The sequence below is a fragment of the Paenibacillus sp. S-12 genome, assembly GCF_030363895.1.
GTDB classification, from domain to species: Bacteria; Bacillota; Bacilli; order Paenibacillales; family Paenibacillaceae; genus Paenibacillus_B; species Paenibacillus_B alvei.
The window spans coordinates 136,145-151,649 of record NZ_JASIUF010000013.1 but is presented as its reverse complement, the minus strand read 5'-3'; the positions used below and the strand labels follow the sequence as shown (position 1 = coordinate 151,649).

General features: G+C 46.3%; 18 protein-coding genes. 13 read left to right on the top strand and 5 right to left on the bottom strand.

All coding sequences use genetic code 11. The features are described 5' to 3' along the window. Positions 1-34 precede the first annotated feature (34 nt). The 5 genes from NO352_RS13285 to NO352_RS13265 all read left to right on the top strand — a co-directional run bounded on the left by NO352_RS13285 (position 35) and on the right by NO352_RS13265 (position 5,131). Complete coding sequence (locus tag NO352_RS13285) at positions 35-841, top strand: metal ABC transporter permease (RefSeq protein ID WP_040735826.1); 807 nt, start codon at positions 35-37, stop codon at positions 839-841. A gap of 56 nt (positions 842-897) precedes the next feature. Next, entirely contained in the window at positions 898-1,614 is a 717-nt protein-coding gene (locus NO352_RS13280) for a cytochrome c biogenesis CcdA family protein (RefSeq protein ID WP_005546671.1), read from the top strand. A 314-nt stretch (positions 1,615-1,928) separates the two neighbouring features. Beyond that, complete coding sequence (gene mntR / locus NO352_RS13275) at positions 1,929-2,354, top strand: transcriptional regulator MntR (protein ID WP_005546673.1); 426 nt, start codon at positions 1,929-1,931, stop codon at positions 2,352-2,354. 113 nt (positions 2,355-2,467) lie between these two features. Further along, on the top strand, positions 2,468-4,042 hold the full coding sequence (locus NO352_RS13270) for a family 10 glycosylhydrolase (protein ID WP_483311835.1): 1,575 nt from the start codon (positions 2,468-2,470) through the stop codon (positions 4,040-4,042). A 111-nt stretch (positions 4,043-4,153) separates the two neighbouring features. Next, on the top strand, positions 4,154-5,131 hold the full coding sequence (locus NO352_RS13265) for a patatin-like phospholipase family protein (protein WP_005546677.1): 978 nt from the start codon (positions 4,154-4,156) through the stop codon (positions 5,129-5,131). Positions 5,132-5,181: 50 nt separating this feature from the next. Here the strand turns inward: NO352_RS13265 and NO352_RS13260 are convergent, their stop codons facing one another. Continuing rightward, positions 5,182-5,490 (bottom strand): hypothetical protein, encoded by a 309-nt coding sequence (locus NO352_RS13260; RefSeq protein ID WP_289355862.1) that lies wholly within the window; start codon positions 5,488-5,490, stop codon positions 5,182-5,184. Positions 5,491-5,528: 38 nt separating this feature from the next. Beyond that, positions 5,529-6,482 carry a DUF1385 domain-containing protein gene (locus NO352_RS13255; protein WP_268598115.1) on the bottom strand — a complete coding sequence of 318 codons (954 nt, stop codon included), beginning with the start codon at positions 6,480-6,482 and terminating at the stop codon, positions 5,529-5,531. Positions 6,483-6,673: 191 nt separating this feature from the next. Here NO352_RS13255 and NO352_RS13250 point away from each other — a divergent pair, with 191 nt between their 5' ends. The 5 genes from NO352_RS13250 to NO352_RS13230 all read left to right on the top strand — a co-directional run bounded on the left by NO352_RS13250 (position 6,674) and on the right by NO352_RS13230 (position 11,115). Then, positions 6,674-7,354 (top strand): YqhR family membrane protein, encoded by a 681-nt coding sequence (locus NO352_RS13250; RefSeq protein WP_289355861.1) that lies wholly within the window; start codon positions 6,674-6,676, stop codon positions 7,352-7,354. Between the two features lie 116 nt (positions 7,355-7,470). Further along, entirely contained in the window at positions 7,471-7,935 is a 465-nt protein-coding gene (gene aroQ, locus NO352_RS13245; RefSeq protein WP_005546683.1) for a type II 3-dehydroquinate dehydratase, read from the top strand. Positions 7,936-7,968: 33 nt separating this feature from the next. After that, positions 7,969-9,045: a M24 family metallopeptidase gene (locus NO352_RS13240; RefSeq protein ID WP_289355860.1), complete on the top strand. Its 1,077-nt coding sequence runs from the start codon at positions 7,969-7,971 to the stop codon at positions 9,043-9,045. A gap of 106 nt (positions 9,046-9,151) precedes the next feature. Next, positions 9,152-9,709, top strand: coding sequence for an elongation factor P (efp, locus tag NO352_RS13235; protein WP_005546685.1), 558 nt, complete (start codon positions 9,152-9,154; stop codon positions 9,707-9,709). A gap of 152 nt (positions 9,710-9,861) precedes the next feature. Further along, positions 9,862-11,115 (top strand): aspartate kinase, encoded by a 1,254-nt coding sequence (locus NO352_RS13230; protein ID WP_289355859.1) that lies wholly within the window; start codon positions 9,862-9,864, stop codon positions 11,113-11,115. A gap of 32 nt (positions 11,116-11,147) precedes the next feature. Here NO352_RS13230 and NO352_RS13225 read toward each other — a convergent pair whose 3' ends face one another. The 3 genes from NO352_RS13225 to comA all read right to left on the bottom strand — a co-directional run bounded on the left by NO352_RS13225 (position 11,148) and on the right by comA (position 13,337). Then, complete coding sequence (locus NO352_RS13225) at positions 11,148-11,609, bottom strand: DUF441 domain-containing protein (protein WP_005546689.1); 462 nt, start codon at positions 11,607-11,609, stop codon at positions 11,148-11,150. 134 nt (positions 11,610-11,743) lie between these two features. Continuing rightward, positions 11,744-12,472 carry a 2-phosphosulfolactate phosphatase gene (locus NO352_RS13220; RefSeq protein WP_262866597.1) on the bottom strand — a complete coding sequence of 243 codons (729 nt, stop codon included), beginning with the start codon at positions 12,470-12,472 and terminating at the stop codon, positions 11,744-11,746. 43 nt (positions 12,473-12,515) lie between these two features. Continuing rightward, positions 12,516-13,337 carry a phosphosulfolactate synthase gene (comA, locus tag NO352_RS13215; protein WP_289355858.1) on the bottom strand — a complete coding sequence of 274 codons (822 nt, stop codon included), beginning with the start codon at positions 13,335-13,337 and terminating at the stop codon, positions 12,516-12,518. 234 nt (positions 13,338-13,571) lie between these two features. Here comA and NO352_RS13210 point away from each other — a divergent pair, with 234 nt between their 5' ends. The 3 genes from NO352_RS13210 (at position 13,572) to spoIIIAB (ending at position 15,496) form a co-directional block, all read left to right on the top strand. Continuing rightward, positions 13,572-13,841 (top strand): YqhV family protein, encoded by a 270-nt coding sequence (locus tag NO352_RS13210; protein ID WP_005546695.1) that lies wholly within the window; start codon positions 13,572-13,574, stop codon positions 13,839-13,841. Between the two features lie 130 nt (positions 13,842-13,971). Next, positions 13,972-14,979, top strand: coding sequence for a stage III sporulation protein AA (gene spoIIIAA / locus NO352_RS13205; RefSeq protein WP_163976981.1), 1,008 nt, complete (start codon positions 13,972-13,974; stop codon positions 14,977-14,979). Beyond that, positions 14,963-15,496, top strand: a complete 534-nt coding sequence (gene spoIIIAB, locus NO352_RS13200; protein WP_040735828.1) for a stage III sporulation protein SpoIIIAB — start codon at positions 14,963-14,965, stop codon at positions 15,494-15,496. Before spoIIIAA ends, spoIIIAB begins: the two co-directional genes overlap by 17 nt. Positions 15,497-15,505: the final 9 nt, after the last annotated feature.

Below are 15,505 nucleotides of genomic sequence, written 5' to 3'. Positions count from 1 at the left end.
TTTGCCTGGAATTGAAATAAAGGGGACGTTGTCATTGCTGGACATCATACAATCTGATTTTTTTATACGAGCTCTGATCGGAGGTTTATTGATCGGCGCCATTGGGCCGCTTATGGGAATGTTCCTTGTACTGCGTCGTTTGTCTATGATAGGCGATACGCTGGCTCATGTTACAATCGCTGGGGTCGCTCTCGGATTTCTGCTAGGTGTGTACCCGCTCGCCATGGGCTTGGTATTTGCGCTTATTGGGGCGATTGCGATTGAGAAGCTGCGCAAGGCTTACAAAACATATGCAGAGCTATCTATAGCCGTCATCATGTCAGGCGGTGTTGCATTGGCATCGCTCTTCTTTACATTAGGAATGAACTTTAGTGCCAATGTGAACAACTATTTGTTCGGCAGTATCTATACGTTGAATGGTACGGACTTAATTGTTGTTGGGGTAGTCACCCTTATTGTAATTGTGTTCCTGCTTCTATTCTTCAAGGAGATGTTCCTGCTTACATTCGATGAAGATGCAGCCGCGGTAAATGGTCTTCCTGTGCGAATGCTCAATATTGCTGTAACGGTGCTGACCGCACTTGTCATTAGTGCTGCGATCAAAATTGTCGGTGCGCTTCTCGTATCCGCCTTGTTAACAATACCTGTTGCAATTAGTTTATTTGTAGCCAAAGGCTTCAGGCAGTCTGTTACCGTCTCCGTACTCGTAGCTGAAGCTGCTGTTGTCGGCGGCTTGCTGACGGCAGGAATTTGGAATTTGGCTCCAGGAGCTACGATTGTCCTATTGCTCATTGCCGTGTTAATATTGACATTGATAGCAAGAAGAGGAATTCGGGTGTGAAGCAGCATCTGTCCTCCTCCTGCTAGGGCAGCGACTAATACGGGGAGGCGAAGCGGTTGGGTCATATTACGGTGTGGATAGCATTTTGGGCTGGATTAGTATCCTTTATATCTCCATGCTGTTTGCCACTATATCCAACGTATATTTCTATCATTACAGGTATGTCTGTCGGCCAATTGAAGGATAAGCAAAATAAACGTGAAGTGCGTTGGAAAACGATTACACACACCTTGTTTTTCATCCTTGGTATTAGTGTAGTCTTCTACACGCTGGGCTTGGGTGCAACGTTAATTGGTTCCTTCTTGGCTGAATACCGGGATTTAATTCGTCAAATATCAGCTATTTTCATTATTATTATGGGACTTGTACTACTCGGAGTATTTCAACCACAGCTCTTAATGAAGGAACGTAAGATGAACTTTGGGCAGAAGAGCGGCTACTTTGGGTCTTTTTTGTTCGGAATGGGATTTTCCGCGGGATGGTCGCCTTGTATTGGCCCGATTTTAACTGCGATTATTTCACTTAGTGCCTCGGAGCCGAGCACAGGACTTTTGATGATTACTGCTTATTGTATTGGTTTTGGATTGCCTTTCTTCATTCTATCCTTCTTTATTGGTTCCACCCGATGGCTTACGAAATATTCAGGCGTGATGATGAAGATAGGTGGGGCGATTATGATCGTCATGGGTGTACTCTTGTTCACAGACCACTTGAGCCAACTCAACATCTGGCTGCAGCAAATTACACCGGATTGGATGAGAAGACTTACGTAAATGAAGGGATTACATAATCTGGCATTTATTCTGAGACCGCGACCCTCTATTTCTTTCGGATGGCGCGGTCTTTTTGCGGGATCCCGCAGCTCCTAGCAACTTATTAAATGACACCGAAATCGGTTGTAAGGTTGAACTTGTTCTCGAAACCATGTAAACTTAAATATACACGAATATTTCCGTATATGAATATGCTTGCTTCCATTCCTAATTTTAAGTGGTTTTTTGGGTCTAATGTGAAATTAGGAACGTGTTATAAGCAGGAGGCGCTTCTGGACAAGTCGTGTAACGTGGAATGAAATGAGGGACGCTTGATGCCTACACCAAGCATGGAAGACTATTTGGAACGCATCTATAAACTAATTGATGAAAAAGGATATGCGCGTGTATCCGATATCGCAGAAGGATTGGAAGTTCACCCTTCCTCTGTGACGAAGATGATTCAGAAGCTGGATAAGGACGATTATCTTATTTATGAGAAGTATCGCGGGCTCGTGCTGACTAGCAAGGGGAAAAAAATCGGCAAGCGATTGGTGGATCGTCATCAACTGCTGGAAGACTTCTTGACACTGATCGGTGTAGCTGACGAGCATATTTATACAGACGTGGAAGGAATTGAACATCATTTAAGCTGGAATTCGATTACTTGCATCGAGACACTCGTTGAATTCTTCCGTAGAGATCCGCAGCGATTGCAAGCGCTGAACGATTTGCGAAGCGAATTGGATAATGACTCGTAAAACATCTGTTTTTTGCGAAACAGATGTTTTATTTTTTGCGTCTAATAGTTGAGGGGGAAATGAAAGCACACATTTTCTCATTCAACATGGACAAGGGAGAGGAAAACAGAATGATGAATCAAGCTAAGAAGGTACTTCTCGGCACATTTGCTGCTGTTATGTTAAGTACATTCATGCCGTACACGGGGAAAGCGGCAGACAATGAAATTCGAATTTTTGTGAACAACAAGCAATTGCGAACGGATGTTGCACCTTATTTGATGCCCGGCAAAAATGTGACCATGCTGCCGTTCCGGGCAGTTGGGGAGGCCACTGGAGCTTCTGTAGATTGGGATCAGGCAAATCGTAAGGTCGAGTTCCGGAAGGATGGACATACGATTCGATTGACTATTGGTGACAGTAATGCGGAGGTGGATGGTCAAAATGTATCGCTGGACGTATCTGCCTCGATGCGCACTGGACGAACAATGGTTCCACTTCGTTTCATAAGTGAAAGTGTCGGGTTAAAGGTAGATTGGAATCAGCAGGAGCGCATCATCACAATTGGATCAGAGGACGGTGAAGCGATTCACGCAGAATCGATGCGTGGAACTTGGATATCGACCGTTTACAATATCGATTGGCCGCAGGATCCGAAGAAATCGGGCTTTAATGCCGAACGCCAGATGCAGCAATATACAAGCATGCTGGACAAGCTACAAGAATCGGGCATTAACGCTGTGTTCGTTCAAGTACGGCCAACCTCTGATGCGTTCTATCCCTCGAAGCTGCTCCCTTGGTCGGAATGGCTGACAGGAACACAGGGCAAGGATCCAGGGTATGATCCATTGAAATTCATGGTGGAAGAGACGCATAAGCGGGGCATGCAGTTCCATGCTTGGTTCAACCCGTACCGCGTAAGTGTACAAGGAGATTTATCCAAGCTGGTAAATGGTCATCCTGCAAAAGAACATCCAGAGTGGGTCGTAAAGCATTTGAACAAACTCATTTACAATCCAGGGGTACCTGAAGCTCGCCAGTTTGTGCTTGATTCCATTATGGAAGTTGTCAACAACTATGATATCGATGGCGTGCATTTGGACGATTACTTCTATCCATATGGTGAAGATAAGGAAGCATTTAAGGATAATGATACATATGAACGCTATAACAAAGTGTTCAATAACAAGGGAGATTGGCGGAGAAACAATGTTAATGAATTCGTTGAATCCCTATATAAGCAGATAAAGTCGGTGAAGCCAAATGTACAATTTGGCATAAGCCCATTTGGGGTATGGCGCAACTCCAGCGCAGATCCAACAGGCTCAGCAACAAAGGCTGGACTTAGCAGCTACGACAACCTTTATGCAGATACAAGAACATGGATCAAGAACCATTGGATCGATTATATTGCACCTCAAGTATATTGGCACATCGGACACAAGGCTGCTTCCTATGACACGTTAGTGAATTGGTGGGTCAAAGAGACAGCTGGCACAGGAGTTGAACTGTACATTGGTCATGCTGCCTATAAGCTTGCTGATGCAAATGAAACGGATTGGAGCAGCGCAGATGTACTTATTAAGCAGCTTGAGTTCAATTCGAGAATAGACACAGTTGCAGGAAGCATATTCTTCAGTGCATCTGATTTGGTGAAAAACACAAAGCAAGTTTCGGATAAGCTAAAGCAATATTACGAAGAAAAATAGCACCAAGCCGTAATCATACAAATCATTCATTCAATTTAAATCAATTCATATCCCCTCCTGCGCGAGCATACATACAAGTAAAAGATTTATGTGTGCGAGGAGGGGCTTCCCGTGCAGATCAATGCGGTATTCGAGGGTGGAGGAGTCAAGGGAATATCGTTAGTGGGTGCGGTGCACTCCGCGGAGCAGCACGGGATGACATTTCGCCGTGTCGCAGGCACCTCATCAGGTTCAATTGTAGCCTCATTTCTTGCTGCCGGTTATACAGCAGAAGAAATGGAGCGGCTTATTTTAGAAATGCCGTTTTCTTCCTTTTTACAGCGTGCGCCCATTTTCCAAATAATGTGGGCTGGGCCGGCATTGCGCTTGCTGTGGAAGAAAGGGTTATATTCGGGTGAGGCGCTTGAAAAGTGGGTATATGATTGCCTATTGAAGAAAGGGATTCGGACGTTCGGGGATTTGAAAAAGGAGCAGTTGCGGATTATCGCGTCAGACATTACGAACGGGCGTCTGCTTGTTCTTCCCGACGATATTGCTAGCTACGGAATCGACCCATCCAAATTCCTTGTTAGTAAGGCTATACGGATGAGCACAAGCATTCCGTATTTTTTTGATCCAGTTATTCTTCGTGCGCCATTTGAAGCAAAACATGGCCACACGAAGAAGTTTGCAGAGCAGTTCTCCTATATTGTGGACGGCGGGATGCTCTCCAACTTTCCACTATGGCTGTTCGATGATGAAGTCGACTCGCGCACGAATCGGCTTATTCCGACGATCGGTTTTCAAATGGTCGGGAAGCAGGAGGGGCAGCCTCACCGTATAACAGGCTTGATTACGATGCTTCAGGCGATGGTGTCCACGATGATATCGGCACATGATCAACGCTATATCGATAAACAGAATCGATTCCGTACAATTAAGATCCCAACGCTGGGCATCGGAACAACAGATTTTGATCTAACAGTAGAGCAGAGCATGGCCCTGTATGAGTCTGGAAAGAAGGCGGGCAATGCTTTCTTTGATCAGTGGACGAGGGAAGCGTATGAGAAGATGTACAAGGTGCATTGTTGTGGAAAAATGAAGGTATAAAATAAAACAGCGCTTCGATGAACGATCTTTATCGATGCGCTGTTTTTTGATTATTTGGACTGTTGCCTTTTCTCATTCTTAGCCTTGCTGCCCTCAATAACCGTAAGCTTAGCTTGTGATCGGGGCCTTAAGCGCTTCTTCGCTTGTAGCGTACGTGCTGCTTTCAGCTTTGCTTCTGTACGAGGTGACATCTTTACTTTTACATTTTTCTTCGGCCCATACCGGTAGACGAGGAATACAATGGCAATGATGGCGATGGGAATTAGAATGGATATAGGGTCTCGTGTGAAGCTGCTTACTATTCCGATTCCAACCAGCACAGCCATTATGAGCAGCAACCATCGCGGCAGTCGTACCATCGTCATCATCCCTTCTTGTCAATAGGTTAGTAGTGCTATTAAGATACAGCTTGATTGGATTGCAGTTCGCGATCAAGCTCGCGCATGCGATTGAAGGAAGCAATCGACACCTCTACTTGATCGTCAGTTGGCTCCTTCGTAGTCAATAGCTGCAGCCACAACCCAGGATAGCCAAGCCATCGAAGCACAGGCACATCCCGTAGGGCGTTTGTCAACCGCAGGAATTCGTAAGAGACGCCCATGACAACGGGAATAAGCAGCAGCCTCGGATAAATACGCTCCCATAAATTATCATATGGGATAAAGGAGTAAATAACGACACCAACGATGACGGACAAAATAATAAAACTGCTGCCGCAGCGGTAATGCAGTGTACTGAATTTCTGAACATTCTTCACTGTCAAATCAACGCCTGCTTCATATGCAGTTATGACCTTATGTTCAGCGCCATGATACTGGAATAGTCGTTTCACGATAGGTGTTTTGGAAATAAGCCACAGATAGCCAAGCAGGAACGCAATTTTAATGACCCCTTCGATAATCGTGTGGATCACAATGTTGTTGAATGTTGCCCCGAATATTAGTTCTTCAATGACAACCGGAACAGTTGTGAAAATAATTTTACTAAAGATAAGTGATAAAATGCCGACTACCGCGACCCCGACGATCATCGCCAGGTTCCACTTGGATTCCTTGCCCGCTTCAGCAGCTTCAATTCCTTCTTCATCCTCAGCGTATTTCTCTGCCGCGTAATTCAGATGCTGATAACCCTTCGCGCTCGCATCGAATATACCGACAATGCCTCGAATAAGCGGAATTTTTTTTAACCTTGCTACCCAAGGCTTATCTTTCTTTGGTACTTCGTAGAACGTAATGGATTTATCTTTGCGACGGACTGCCGTCACATTGACATGCTTCCCGCCGAACATTACGCCTTCAATTACGGCCTGTCCGCCGTAAATGGCTTTCTGATCTGACAACTGTTTCACCATCCTCATCTTGAATGCAATAACGCTTTGTGTTTGTACCGAAAGTGCCCCAAGCAAAAAGCACTTCACTATGTTGAAATTATAATAATTTTATTGTAGCGAATTTTGCTGACGTTTTCCACACCATGATTGTAAACCGCCTAGGTTGGTGCATACTACATACACATTGATATGAACACTTGGGAGGAATGGCAATGAATGAAAGGCAAGCAAGGGCTGAACGTCAGGGCAAGCGCACTGATCCGTTATCGTTTTCTGTTCAAATTGGCTTTTTTGCTGGACTAATATGGGGAGCGATTCGGTGGTTCGCCTATACTTTCCACTTTACATCGGTAATTCCGGGGATGATTGTAGAGCCGTTCTACCCGCATAAGTATCTCATGACACTTCAGGGTCAATTTGTAGGGTGGGGAGGATTCATTTTATTTTCCATTGCAGCTACCATTGTATATACTCTTATGCTGCGCAAGGTACCAGGCCCGATACCCGGCATTGTTTTTGGGATCGTATGGTGGATTCTATTGTATGTTGCGCCTGGGCCTCAGCTTGGCCTCGCGCCTCCGGCATGGAAGACAACGTGGAATACGATATGGACTGAATCTTGTATCATGCTCGTCTGGGGGCTGTTCATCGGCTATACAGTTGCTACTGAATTCAATAATGAGCAGGAGCGCGAGCCAGATCATGCGGAGCGATTACACATGAAAGGTGGGTCGGGGTATACAGGCGATAATGCGCAGCATTCTACTGGATCTGGCGGCGATAATTCTGGTATTCTGCCTAACAGCGGTGTTGTACATTCGTCAGACAACGTGGAATCTGAGAGGGAAGGTTCTGCTTTCCAAGAACGAAGGGATCCGAAACCGCTCATGTAACGAAATGCGTGATCTTATGCGGGATTTGCTGTATTGACGCTTCTCATTTTCTGCATCGTATGTTAAAATACGTGAGGATTCGTCTGTTGACGGTACGCTTGAGAGGTGGAATCATCATGGCTTGTTACTTGTTATTGAACGGACCGAACTTGAATATGCTCGGCATTCGCGAGCCTGGTGTCTACGGGAGCGAATCGTTGGCTGCGATTGAAGCACGGCTTACAGAGATGGCTGCATCTTGGGGCGTTACCCTGGAATCCTTCCAAAGCAACCATGAAGGGGCGCTCATAGACCGTATCCATGAGGCATATGGGACATGCGACGGTATTGTAATCAATCCGGGGGCACTTACGCACTACAGCTATGCGCTAAGAGATGCATTAAGCGCCGTCCGCATTCCGACAGTGGAAGTTCATATGTCCAACATACATAAGCGGGAAGAGTTTCGACACGTATCTGTAACTGCACCTGTAGTGGTAGGGCAGATTGCGGGATTCGGAGCATTAAGCTATGAGTTGGGATTGTCTGCTCTGCACCAATATGTGTCTTCATTACGGACAGAAGGTCAATCTCAAGAGTGACGGAACAATGCAAAGTCGGGAGATGATGAGAAGATGGGCCAATCACGTTTGACTCGTTTAAGAGAAGCAATGGGGACGAAAGGCTTGGAAGCCATGTTCATCACAAGTGCGGTGAACCGTCGTTACATGACAGGATTTACAGGTTCATCCGGCTATGTGCTGATAACGCAGAATCGTGCAGTGCTGATGACGGATTTCCGTTATATGACTCAGGCGCCGCAGCAAGCTGTGGACTTTGAGGTTATAGAACACGGCGCGAAGATGACAGATACGCTGAAGCAGCTTTTGTCTGACATGAAGATCAGTCGTCTTGGATTCGAACAGGATCACGTGGCATTCGCAACATATACAGGGTATCAATCTCAGCTTGAAAGCATCGAGCTTGTGCCTGTAAGCGGGCTGATCGAAGATCTTCGCATGATTAAGGATGAGGGAGAATTGGCGATCATGCGCGAGGCCGCACAGCTTGCAGATCGTACATTCAGCCATATTCTGGGCTTCCTCAAACCAGGTGTATCCGAGAAGGATATCGCACTTGAAATGGAGTTCTTCATGCGCAAGAACGGAGCAACATCGAGCTCTTTCGATACGATCGTTGCATCTGGCGAGCGATCCGCATTGCCGCACGGTGTTGCAAGTGACCGTATCATCCAAGGCAACGAATTCATTAAGCTTGACTTTGGTGCTTTGTACAACGGGTATTGCTCAGATATTACTCGTACTGTTGTTCTAGGCAAGCCGACAGACAAGCATCATGAAATTTATAATATTGTGCTTGAAGCGCAGTTGAATGCACTTCAACATATCCGTCCTGGAATGACTGGACGCGAGGCGGATGCCTTGACTCGTGACATCATTAAGAGTTATGGATATGGTGACCACTTTGGACACAGCACCGGCCATGGCTTGGGCATGGAAGTTCATGAATATCCAAGGCTGGCTTTCGGAAGCGATACGGTGTTAACTCCCGGTATGACCGTTACGGTGGAGCCTGGCATTTATATTCCAGGATTCGGCGGTGTACGTATCGAAGACGATATTGTGATTACGGAAGACGGGATTGAAATAATAACACAATCAACGAAACAACTGCTCGTATTAGACATGTAGTGACGGGCGCAGCTCAGTCCGATATCTAACCGGTAGCGTAACTGAGCATCGAACGTATTTCATTACGGTTAATCGGGGTTGCCATGCATGTAGGAGGGAATTTAGAGTGATTTCAGTAAACGATTTTAAAACAGGTTTGACGGTAGAAGTGGATGGAGATATTTTTACGGTTCTGGATTTCCAACACGTTAAGCCAGGTAAAGGCGCTGCGTTCGTACGCTCCAAATTGAAAAACTTGCGCAACGGCAACGTTACAGAGAAAACGTTCCGTGCAGGTGAAACAATCGGCCGTGCGCAAATCGATAACCGTGAAGTACAATACTTGTACAATAGTGGCGACGAGTATACATTCATGGACAATGAATCTTATGATCAATTCTCTTTGGACAAGAATCAATTGGAATGGGAATTGAACTTCTTGAAAGACAACATGATCGTTAACATTGTAAGCTATCAAGGTGAAATCCTTGGTATCAATATGCCGAATAACGTTGAATTGAAAGTTGTTGAAACAGAGCCAGGCGTAAAAGGCAACACGGCTCAAGGTGCAACGAAAAACGCTACAGTGGAAACTGGCTTGAACGTTCAAGTTCCACTCTTCATTAACGAAGGCGATGTTCTACTTATCGATACACGCGAAGGTAAATACATCTCTCGTGCTTAATAGTTGAATATGCTATTTTAAATCAAGCTCTGAATGCTTTATGCATTCAGAGCTTTTTCAATTTAAAGTACCACAATGGAAAAAATGTGCTATAATATGCTACTAAAAGAAAGTGCAAGCATTTCTATTTCATAGGGTGGGAGTGAGTCAGTGTGGCAGTATACGTCATGAAATTCGGAGGCAGCTCGGTAGGGAATATTGATAGAATGAAGCGGGTTGCCAAACGAATCGTAGAAAAAAAAGAAGAAGGCCACCAGTGTGTTGTTGTTGTATCAGCAATGGGAGACACGACAGACGAATTAATCGATCAATCTAAACGCTTGAATGAGAATCCTCCTGCGCGTGAAATGGATATGCTGCTCACGACAGGCGAGCAAATATCAGTTGCACTGTTATCTATGGCCATTCATCAAATTGGGCATCAAGCAGTATCGATGACCGGGTGGCAAGCAGGCTTCCGTACAAACGGTACATTTGGCAAGGCGCGTATTGTCGACATTCAAGCGGAGCGAGTAAAACAGGCCCTGAATCAAGGTCAAATTGTAATCGTAGCTGGATTCCAAGGCATGTCTGAGGATGGAGAGATTACGACATTAGGCCGTGGAGGCTCTGATACAACTGCCGTCGCGCTGGCCGCTGCCATTCAGGCGGATGTGTGTGAAATCTATACGGATGTGGACGGCATTTATTCTACAGATCCGCGAATCGTAAGCTGTGCCCGCAAGCTGAAGGAAATATCCTATGACGAGATGCTGGAGCTGGCTCACCTCGGAGCAGCGGTGCTGCACCCGCGTGCAGTTGAATATGCGAAGCACAATTCAGTGTGTTTAGTTGTTCGATCCAGCTTTACCTACAATGGGGGAACGATCGTGAAGGAGGAAGCAACAATGGAACAGGGTGTAGTCGTTAGCGGCATCGCATATGATAAAAATGTAGCGCGTATTAGCATTTTGGGTGTTGCTGATTTGCCAGGAGTATTGGCTAATGTGTTCGGAGCGCTTGCCGATGAACAAATAGATGTTGACATTATTGTACAGAGTGGCGTATTGAACGGTGAAGCCGACTTCTCCTTTACGACAGCGCTTGCTGATTGCGAGCGGGCAGTTGCAGTCATTGAGAACATTCGCAGCGAGGTTCCGTACCGTCAGGTCACATCAGAACGGGATTTAGTAAAAATCTCGATTGTAGGTGCAGGTATGGTCAGCCACCCGGGTGTTGCAGCTAAAATGTTCAACATTATTTCCAAAACCGGAGTCAGCATTAAAATGGTTAGTACTTCTGAAATCAAAGTATCCTGTGTTGTGGCAGCGGACAACTTACATGAGATTATTCGTGCTCTTCATACAGGCTATGGCTTGGACTCCTTGGAAGAAGCATTCGTTGGTGGCCCGAAAGAGCGAAGATAACAAACTCTATAAAAACAAAGTTAAAAATCACATTAGAATTTATCAATAATCCATCTGCTAATGTATAGCAATAGAGCGGTTATACCGGCAGCCATTAATGGCCCTACCGGTATGCCGCGCAGTAGGACGATCCCGATGATTGAACCGGCTACAAGGCCGACAATCATTTGTGGATCGTTTTTTAGTAATTCCAAACCTTTGCCATTCATAGAGGTAGCAATGGCGCCGCCCGCAAGAGCCATCATGCCCGGCCAAGAGGATAGCGCGGACCATAGGTCATGGGTGGTGATCCGTTCTGCGGCAAAAGGGACGAGCACGGCAATCGTAAGAAATAACAGCCCGAATTCCAACCCCCTACGTTCAATAGTAGGGAGATAGCGCTCCAAGTGGACAAGCTTAACGATGAGCAGAATACAGGCAGCAGTTGTAATAATTGAAGATCGGCTGATGAGACCTATGAGGATGAGTGTTACGAGTACGAATTCACCATTCATGTATCATGCTCCTCTGGAGAGAGTTGTTCACACTATCGCGCATATGTACAGCGGTCATTTTCAATGTATGAACAAGCCCCTCTGCTTTAGAACATGGACTGGCTGTCATCAAGTTCAAGTTCTCAATTGTAAGGCTACTCGAAAAGGAACGGCTTCATTGTGTGATTTTCTGTGAGGATGGGAACGAGTGTATATGCATTGACGGATGAACAGAACTCGACATCTTTCGCAAAGCCAAGTTTACATAATCTTTTGCCGCCGGAACATTGGTGAAGCGCCTCTGGTATGCGATCTGCATAAAATTGATAGGAGCTGTAGACGGTATATCCAATATCGTTCACGGTTAGATCGCTCCAGCTGCCAATACAACGTTGAAGCTCAGTGATAATAAGACCTGCACATAGACCATCCTCGAAGGCAAATTCATCCTGCGCCCCAGAGCAGAGCAATGCGACATCTTTGCGCAGCTTACAGGCGGCATATGCGGTCGCTTGTGCATTAATGATAGCTCCGGCCAATATATAATCTGCCTTCAATGCTTTTTGGATGGCCCTCGTACCATTCGAGGTTGTCAGCACGACTCGTTTGCCCTCGATGTCGTTCGTCATATATTCATAAGGGGAGTTCCCTGCAGCGAATCCTGTTATTTTTTTGCAGAATCGTTCTCCGCCTAATACATCCTCGTCTTTCGCAATTTGTTTCGCTAGAGATACCGTATCAACGGGAACGACACCGCTGGCGCCATGCTGGAGTGCTGTCACGATTGTACTTGTTGCACGCAGTACGTCGATTACGATTACTGTCCGGTGCGTCAAGTCAATGACTCGAGCTTCGTTTACGCTAGGGATGACATCGATGTGCATGTTGGTTCCCCCCTCTTTTTTTATTGTTCTCATTTATCAACCATTAGATCATGTAATGAGACTGAACCATGGCACTCATCGTGTCTGAACGGAGCCCTCTGCGCAGTGCTTCGAAGGCAAGAATATCATGTGGAGATACGTTGCCGATATTCGCATCTAGACCAATGGTTCGTAAGATTTCGACCTGTTGGTCCTTCTGTGGTGCTTCCCACATCAATCGATTAGGCGTGTGAACTGCTGCAGCAATCTGTTGGACTAGTGTGGTGTCACAACTACCGCCGCAATCAAATACGCCTACTCCCACACCGGATTCTCTTCCTTCTAGTGTCATCCATTCCGCTCCGTGTGCTAGATCTTCTGAAAATGTATTTACGATATCGTGAAGGACAAAGGGGGAGGAATTATCCTTTTTTCCATACTCTGTACAAACAAGAAGTCCTTCCTCGCAAGCGCGACGGATGAGTGCATTACGCTCCTTGCGTGACAAGGTGATTGTGCCGTCTGATACTTCAACGCCAGTAAAACCAGTCTCTCTCATCATATGAAAAAAAGCATCTACCATGCCTTGCGCGACAGCAATTTCTAAAAACGTACCTCCGGGAATAATAATCACATTATGCCGAGCTGCTGCTTCAAGCTTAGCGCTTAGAAGTAAAGGGGGAGTGACAGCGGAGGTTCCGAACCCCAGTTTAATCACATCAATATGTTCGTGGGCAAGCTCCAGCATATCTGTAAACTCGTTGATTCCCATTCCTTTATCCATGACCATCGTCATTCCCGTGGTACGTGGCTTCGCATTGCGCATTCTGCTTGGATCACATAATTGACTCGGCCAACAGCCAACTTGATTGTCAGTGAAGCTCATGGTTTACAATCTCCCTCATCTCATGAAGATAGTCAAACTATGAAGTCAATATATGCATAACTTGCCTGACAGGTGCCTAGCTGCTTGGAGATGAGTCTAGTTTCATGCGATTGACTGCTCTAAACAAGTCTTACCCTGCATACAATGTGACAACGTGATGTTTGGACAGGCAGCATTTATTTTGATATCAAAACGAAAGTCGAACTAGCAATATATGAACAGGAGGTGATAACGGTGACGATTGATAAATTCGTCGCAAGTATGGCAGGGCTGCGCATTATGTCTGGATGTTTGGAAATCGCTGCAGCCCTAATCATGTTGAAATTCAATGATGCGGAGAAGGCGCTGACAGTGAATTCATTGCTTGCACTGGTAGGGCCGCTTGTGCTTATTACAACGACAACGATTGGGCTAATAGGCATAGCCGATAAGTTGAATTGGACGAAGATTGCATGGATCGTAGCTGGCGTTACTTGCTTATTGATTGGCATTTTGAAGAAATAGCAGTTGTGCATATGGTCTATCCTGTTCATGGTGCATATTTGCAGGACAAGGGTCATACATATGGGTTACACAAAGGTTGTACTCAATGCCCAATGAAATAACGATGATGAGCCAAGGAGGATGGGGGAAGATGAACGCACACAGTTGGTCTGAGGTGCTGCCTCCTGCGCTGCGATCGATCTTAATGCGTCTGCCTGAGCGTATGCTGGATGAACTGGAAGAAGTAAGAGTTCGAGAAGAGCGTCCGCTTGAAGTTAGCACAATGGGTGAATTTCATTTTGTGACTAAGGACGGAACAGTGACGGATAAGCCTGATACAGCTTATCGGCCTAATCGTGAAGACAGCCTTCAATTACTCGATTATGTAACGAATCATTCATTGTATACGATGGAGGAAGAACTGCGGCGAGGCTTCATTACAGTGGCCGGTGGACATCGAATTGGACTAGCAGGTCGGACAGTGCTGACGCAAGGCAGAGTGAGCCATCTTCGCGATATAACAGGCTTTAATTTGCGTATCGCCCGTGAGGTAGCTGGCATTGCAGATGAAATTATTCCGCAACTGCTCGATTTCGCTCATCGGACAATCTATAGCACACTCGTTGTGTCGCCCCCACAACATGGCAAGACTACCATGCTTCGCGACATGGCGCGTGCCGTTTCCTCTGGTTGTTGGAATCACCCGCAGGCGGTCTGGAAGGCGCTTAAAGTAGGAATTGTAGATGAGCGTTCTGAAATTGCAGGCTGTATGAAAGGGGTACCAAGCTATAATCTTGGCTATCGTACCGATGTCATCGATGGCTGCCCCAAGGCAGAAGGATTGATGATGTTTATCCGTTCTATGTCTCCTGACGTGCTCGTTGTGGATGAGTTCGGCAGAGAAGAAGATTATGATGCGATGCGGGAGGCTATACATGCAGGCGTAAGGATGATTGCCTCTGTTCATGGCTCAGATGTAGAGGATATACTTCGCCGACCAGGCTTGGCTTCTTTGCTGGATGAAGGTGGATTCTCACGAATTGTAGTGCTGCGGCGGACGTCAAGGCAATGGCAGCGCAAAGTGTATGACGGCAAGTTGAGAGCGCTGCAGCCGGGTCTTGTGTCGAAAATACGGGGAGGAGGTGGCTGTCACGTATAAGTTGCTTGGAGCAGCGATTCTCATATCCGCTGCCGCTGGAATCGGATGGGTCCAAGCGGCTGCATATGCGGCAAGACCGAAGCAGCTGCGGCTTTTGCATCATGCGCTTGCAAGGTTGGAGACAGCCATCGTGTACGGACAAACCCCGCTCTCTACGGCATTTTATGATATTGCGCAACAAATGCCTGCCGCTTTACGTGATATATTCATCAGCGCATCGAAGGCGATGGGACATTCGGCTGCATTTCCATTAACGGCGAGAGAAGCTTGGCAGCAGGCGTGGGATCACTATGGCAGCAATACTGCGCTTTCCAAGGAGGATTTGCGAATCGTTAAGGAGCTTGGGTATTCGCTTGGAATAAGTGACCGAGAGGATCAAAGTAAGCATATCAAGCTTGCCATCAAGCAGCTTGAGCAGGAGGAATGGAGCGCACGGGAGGATCATAGCCGATATGGCAAAATGACCCGCAGTCTTGGTGTGCTAGCTGGTTTGCTCGTCGTAATCTTGATGTATTGAGGTGCCAGA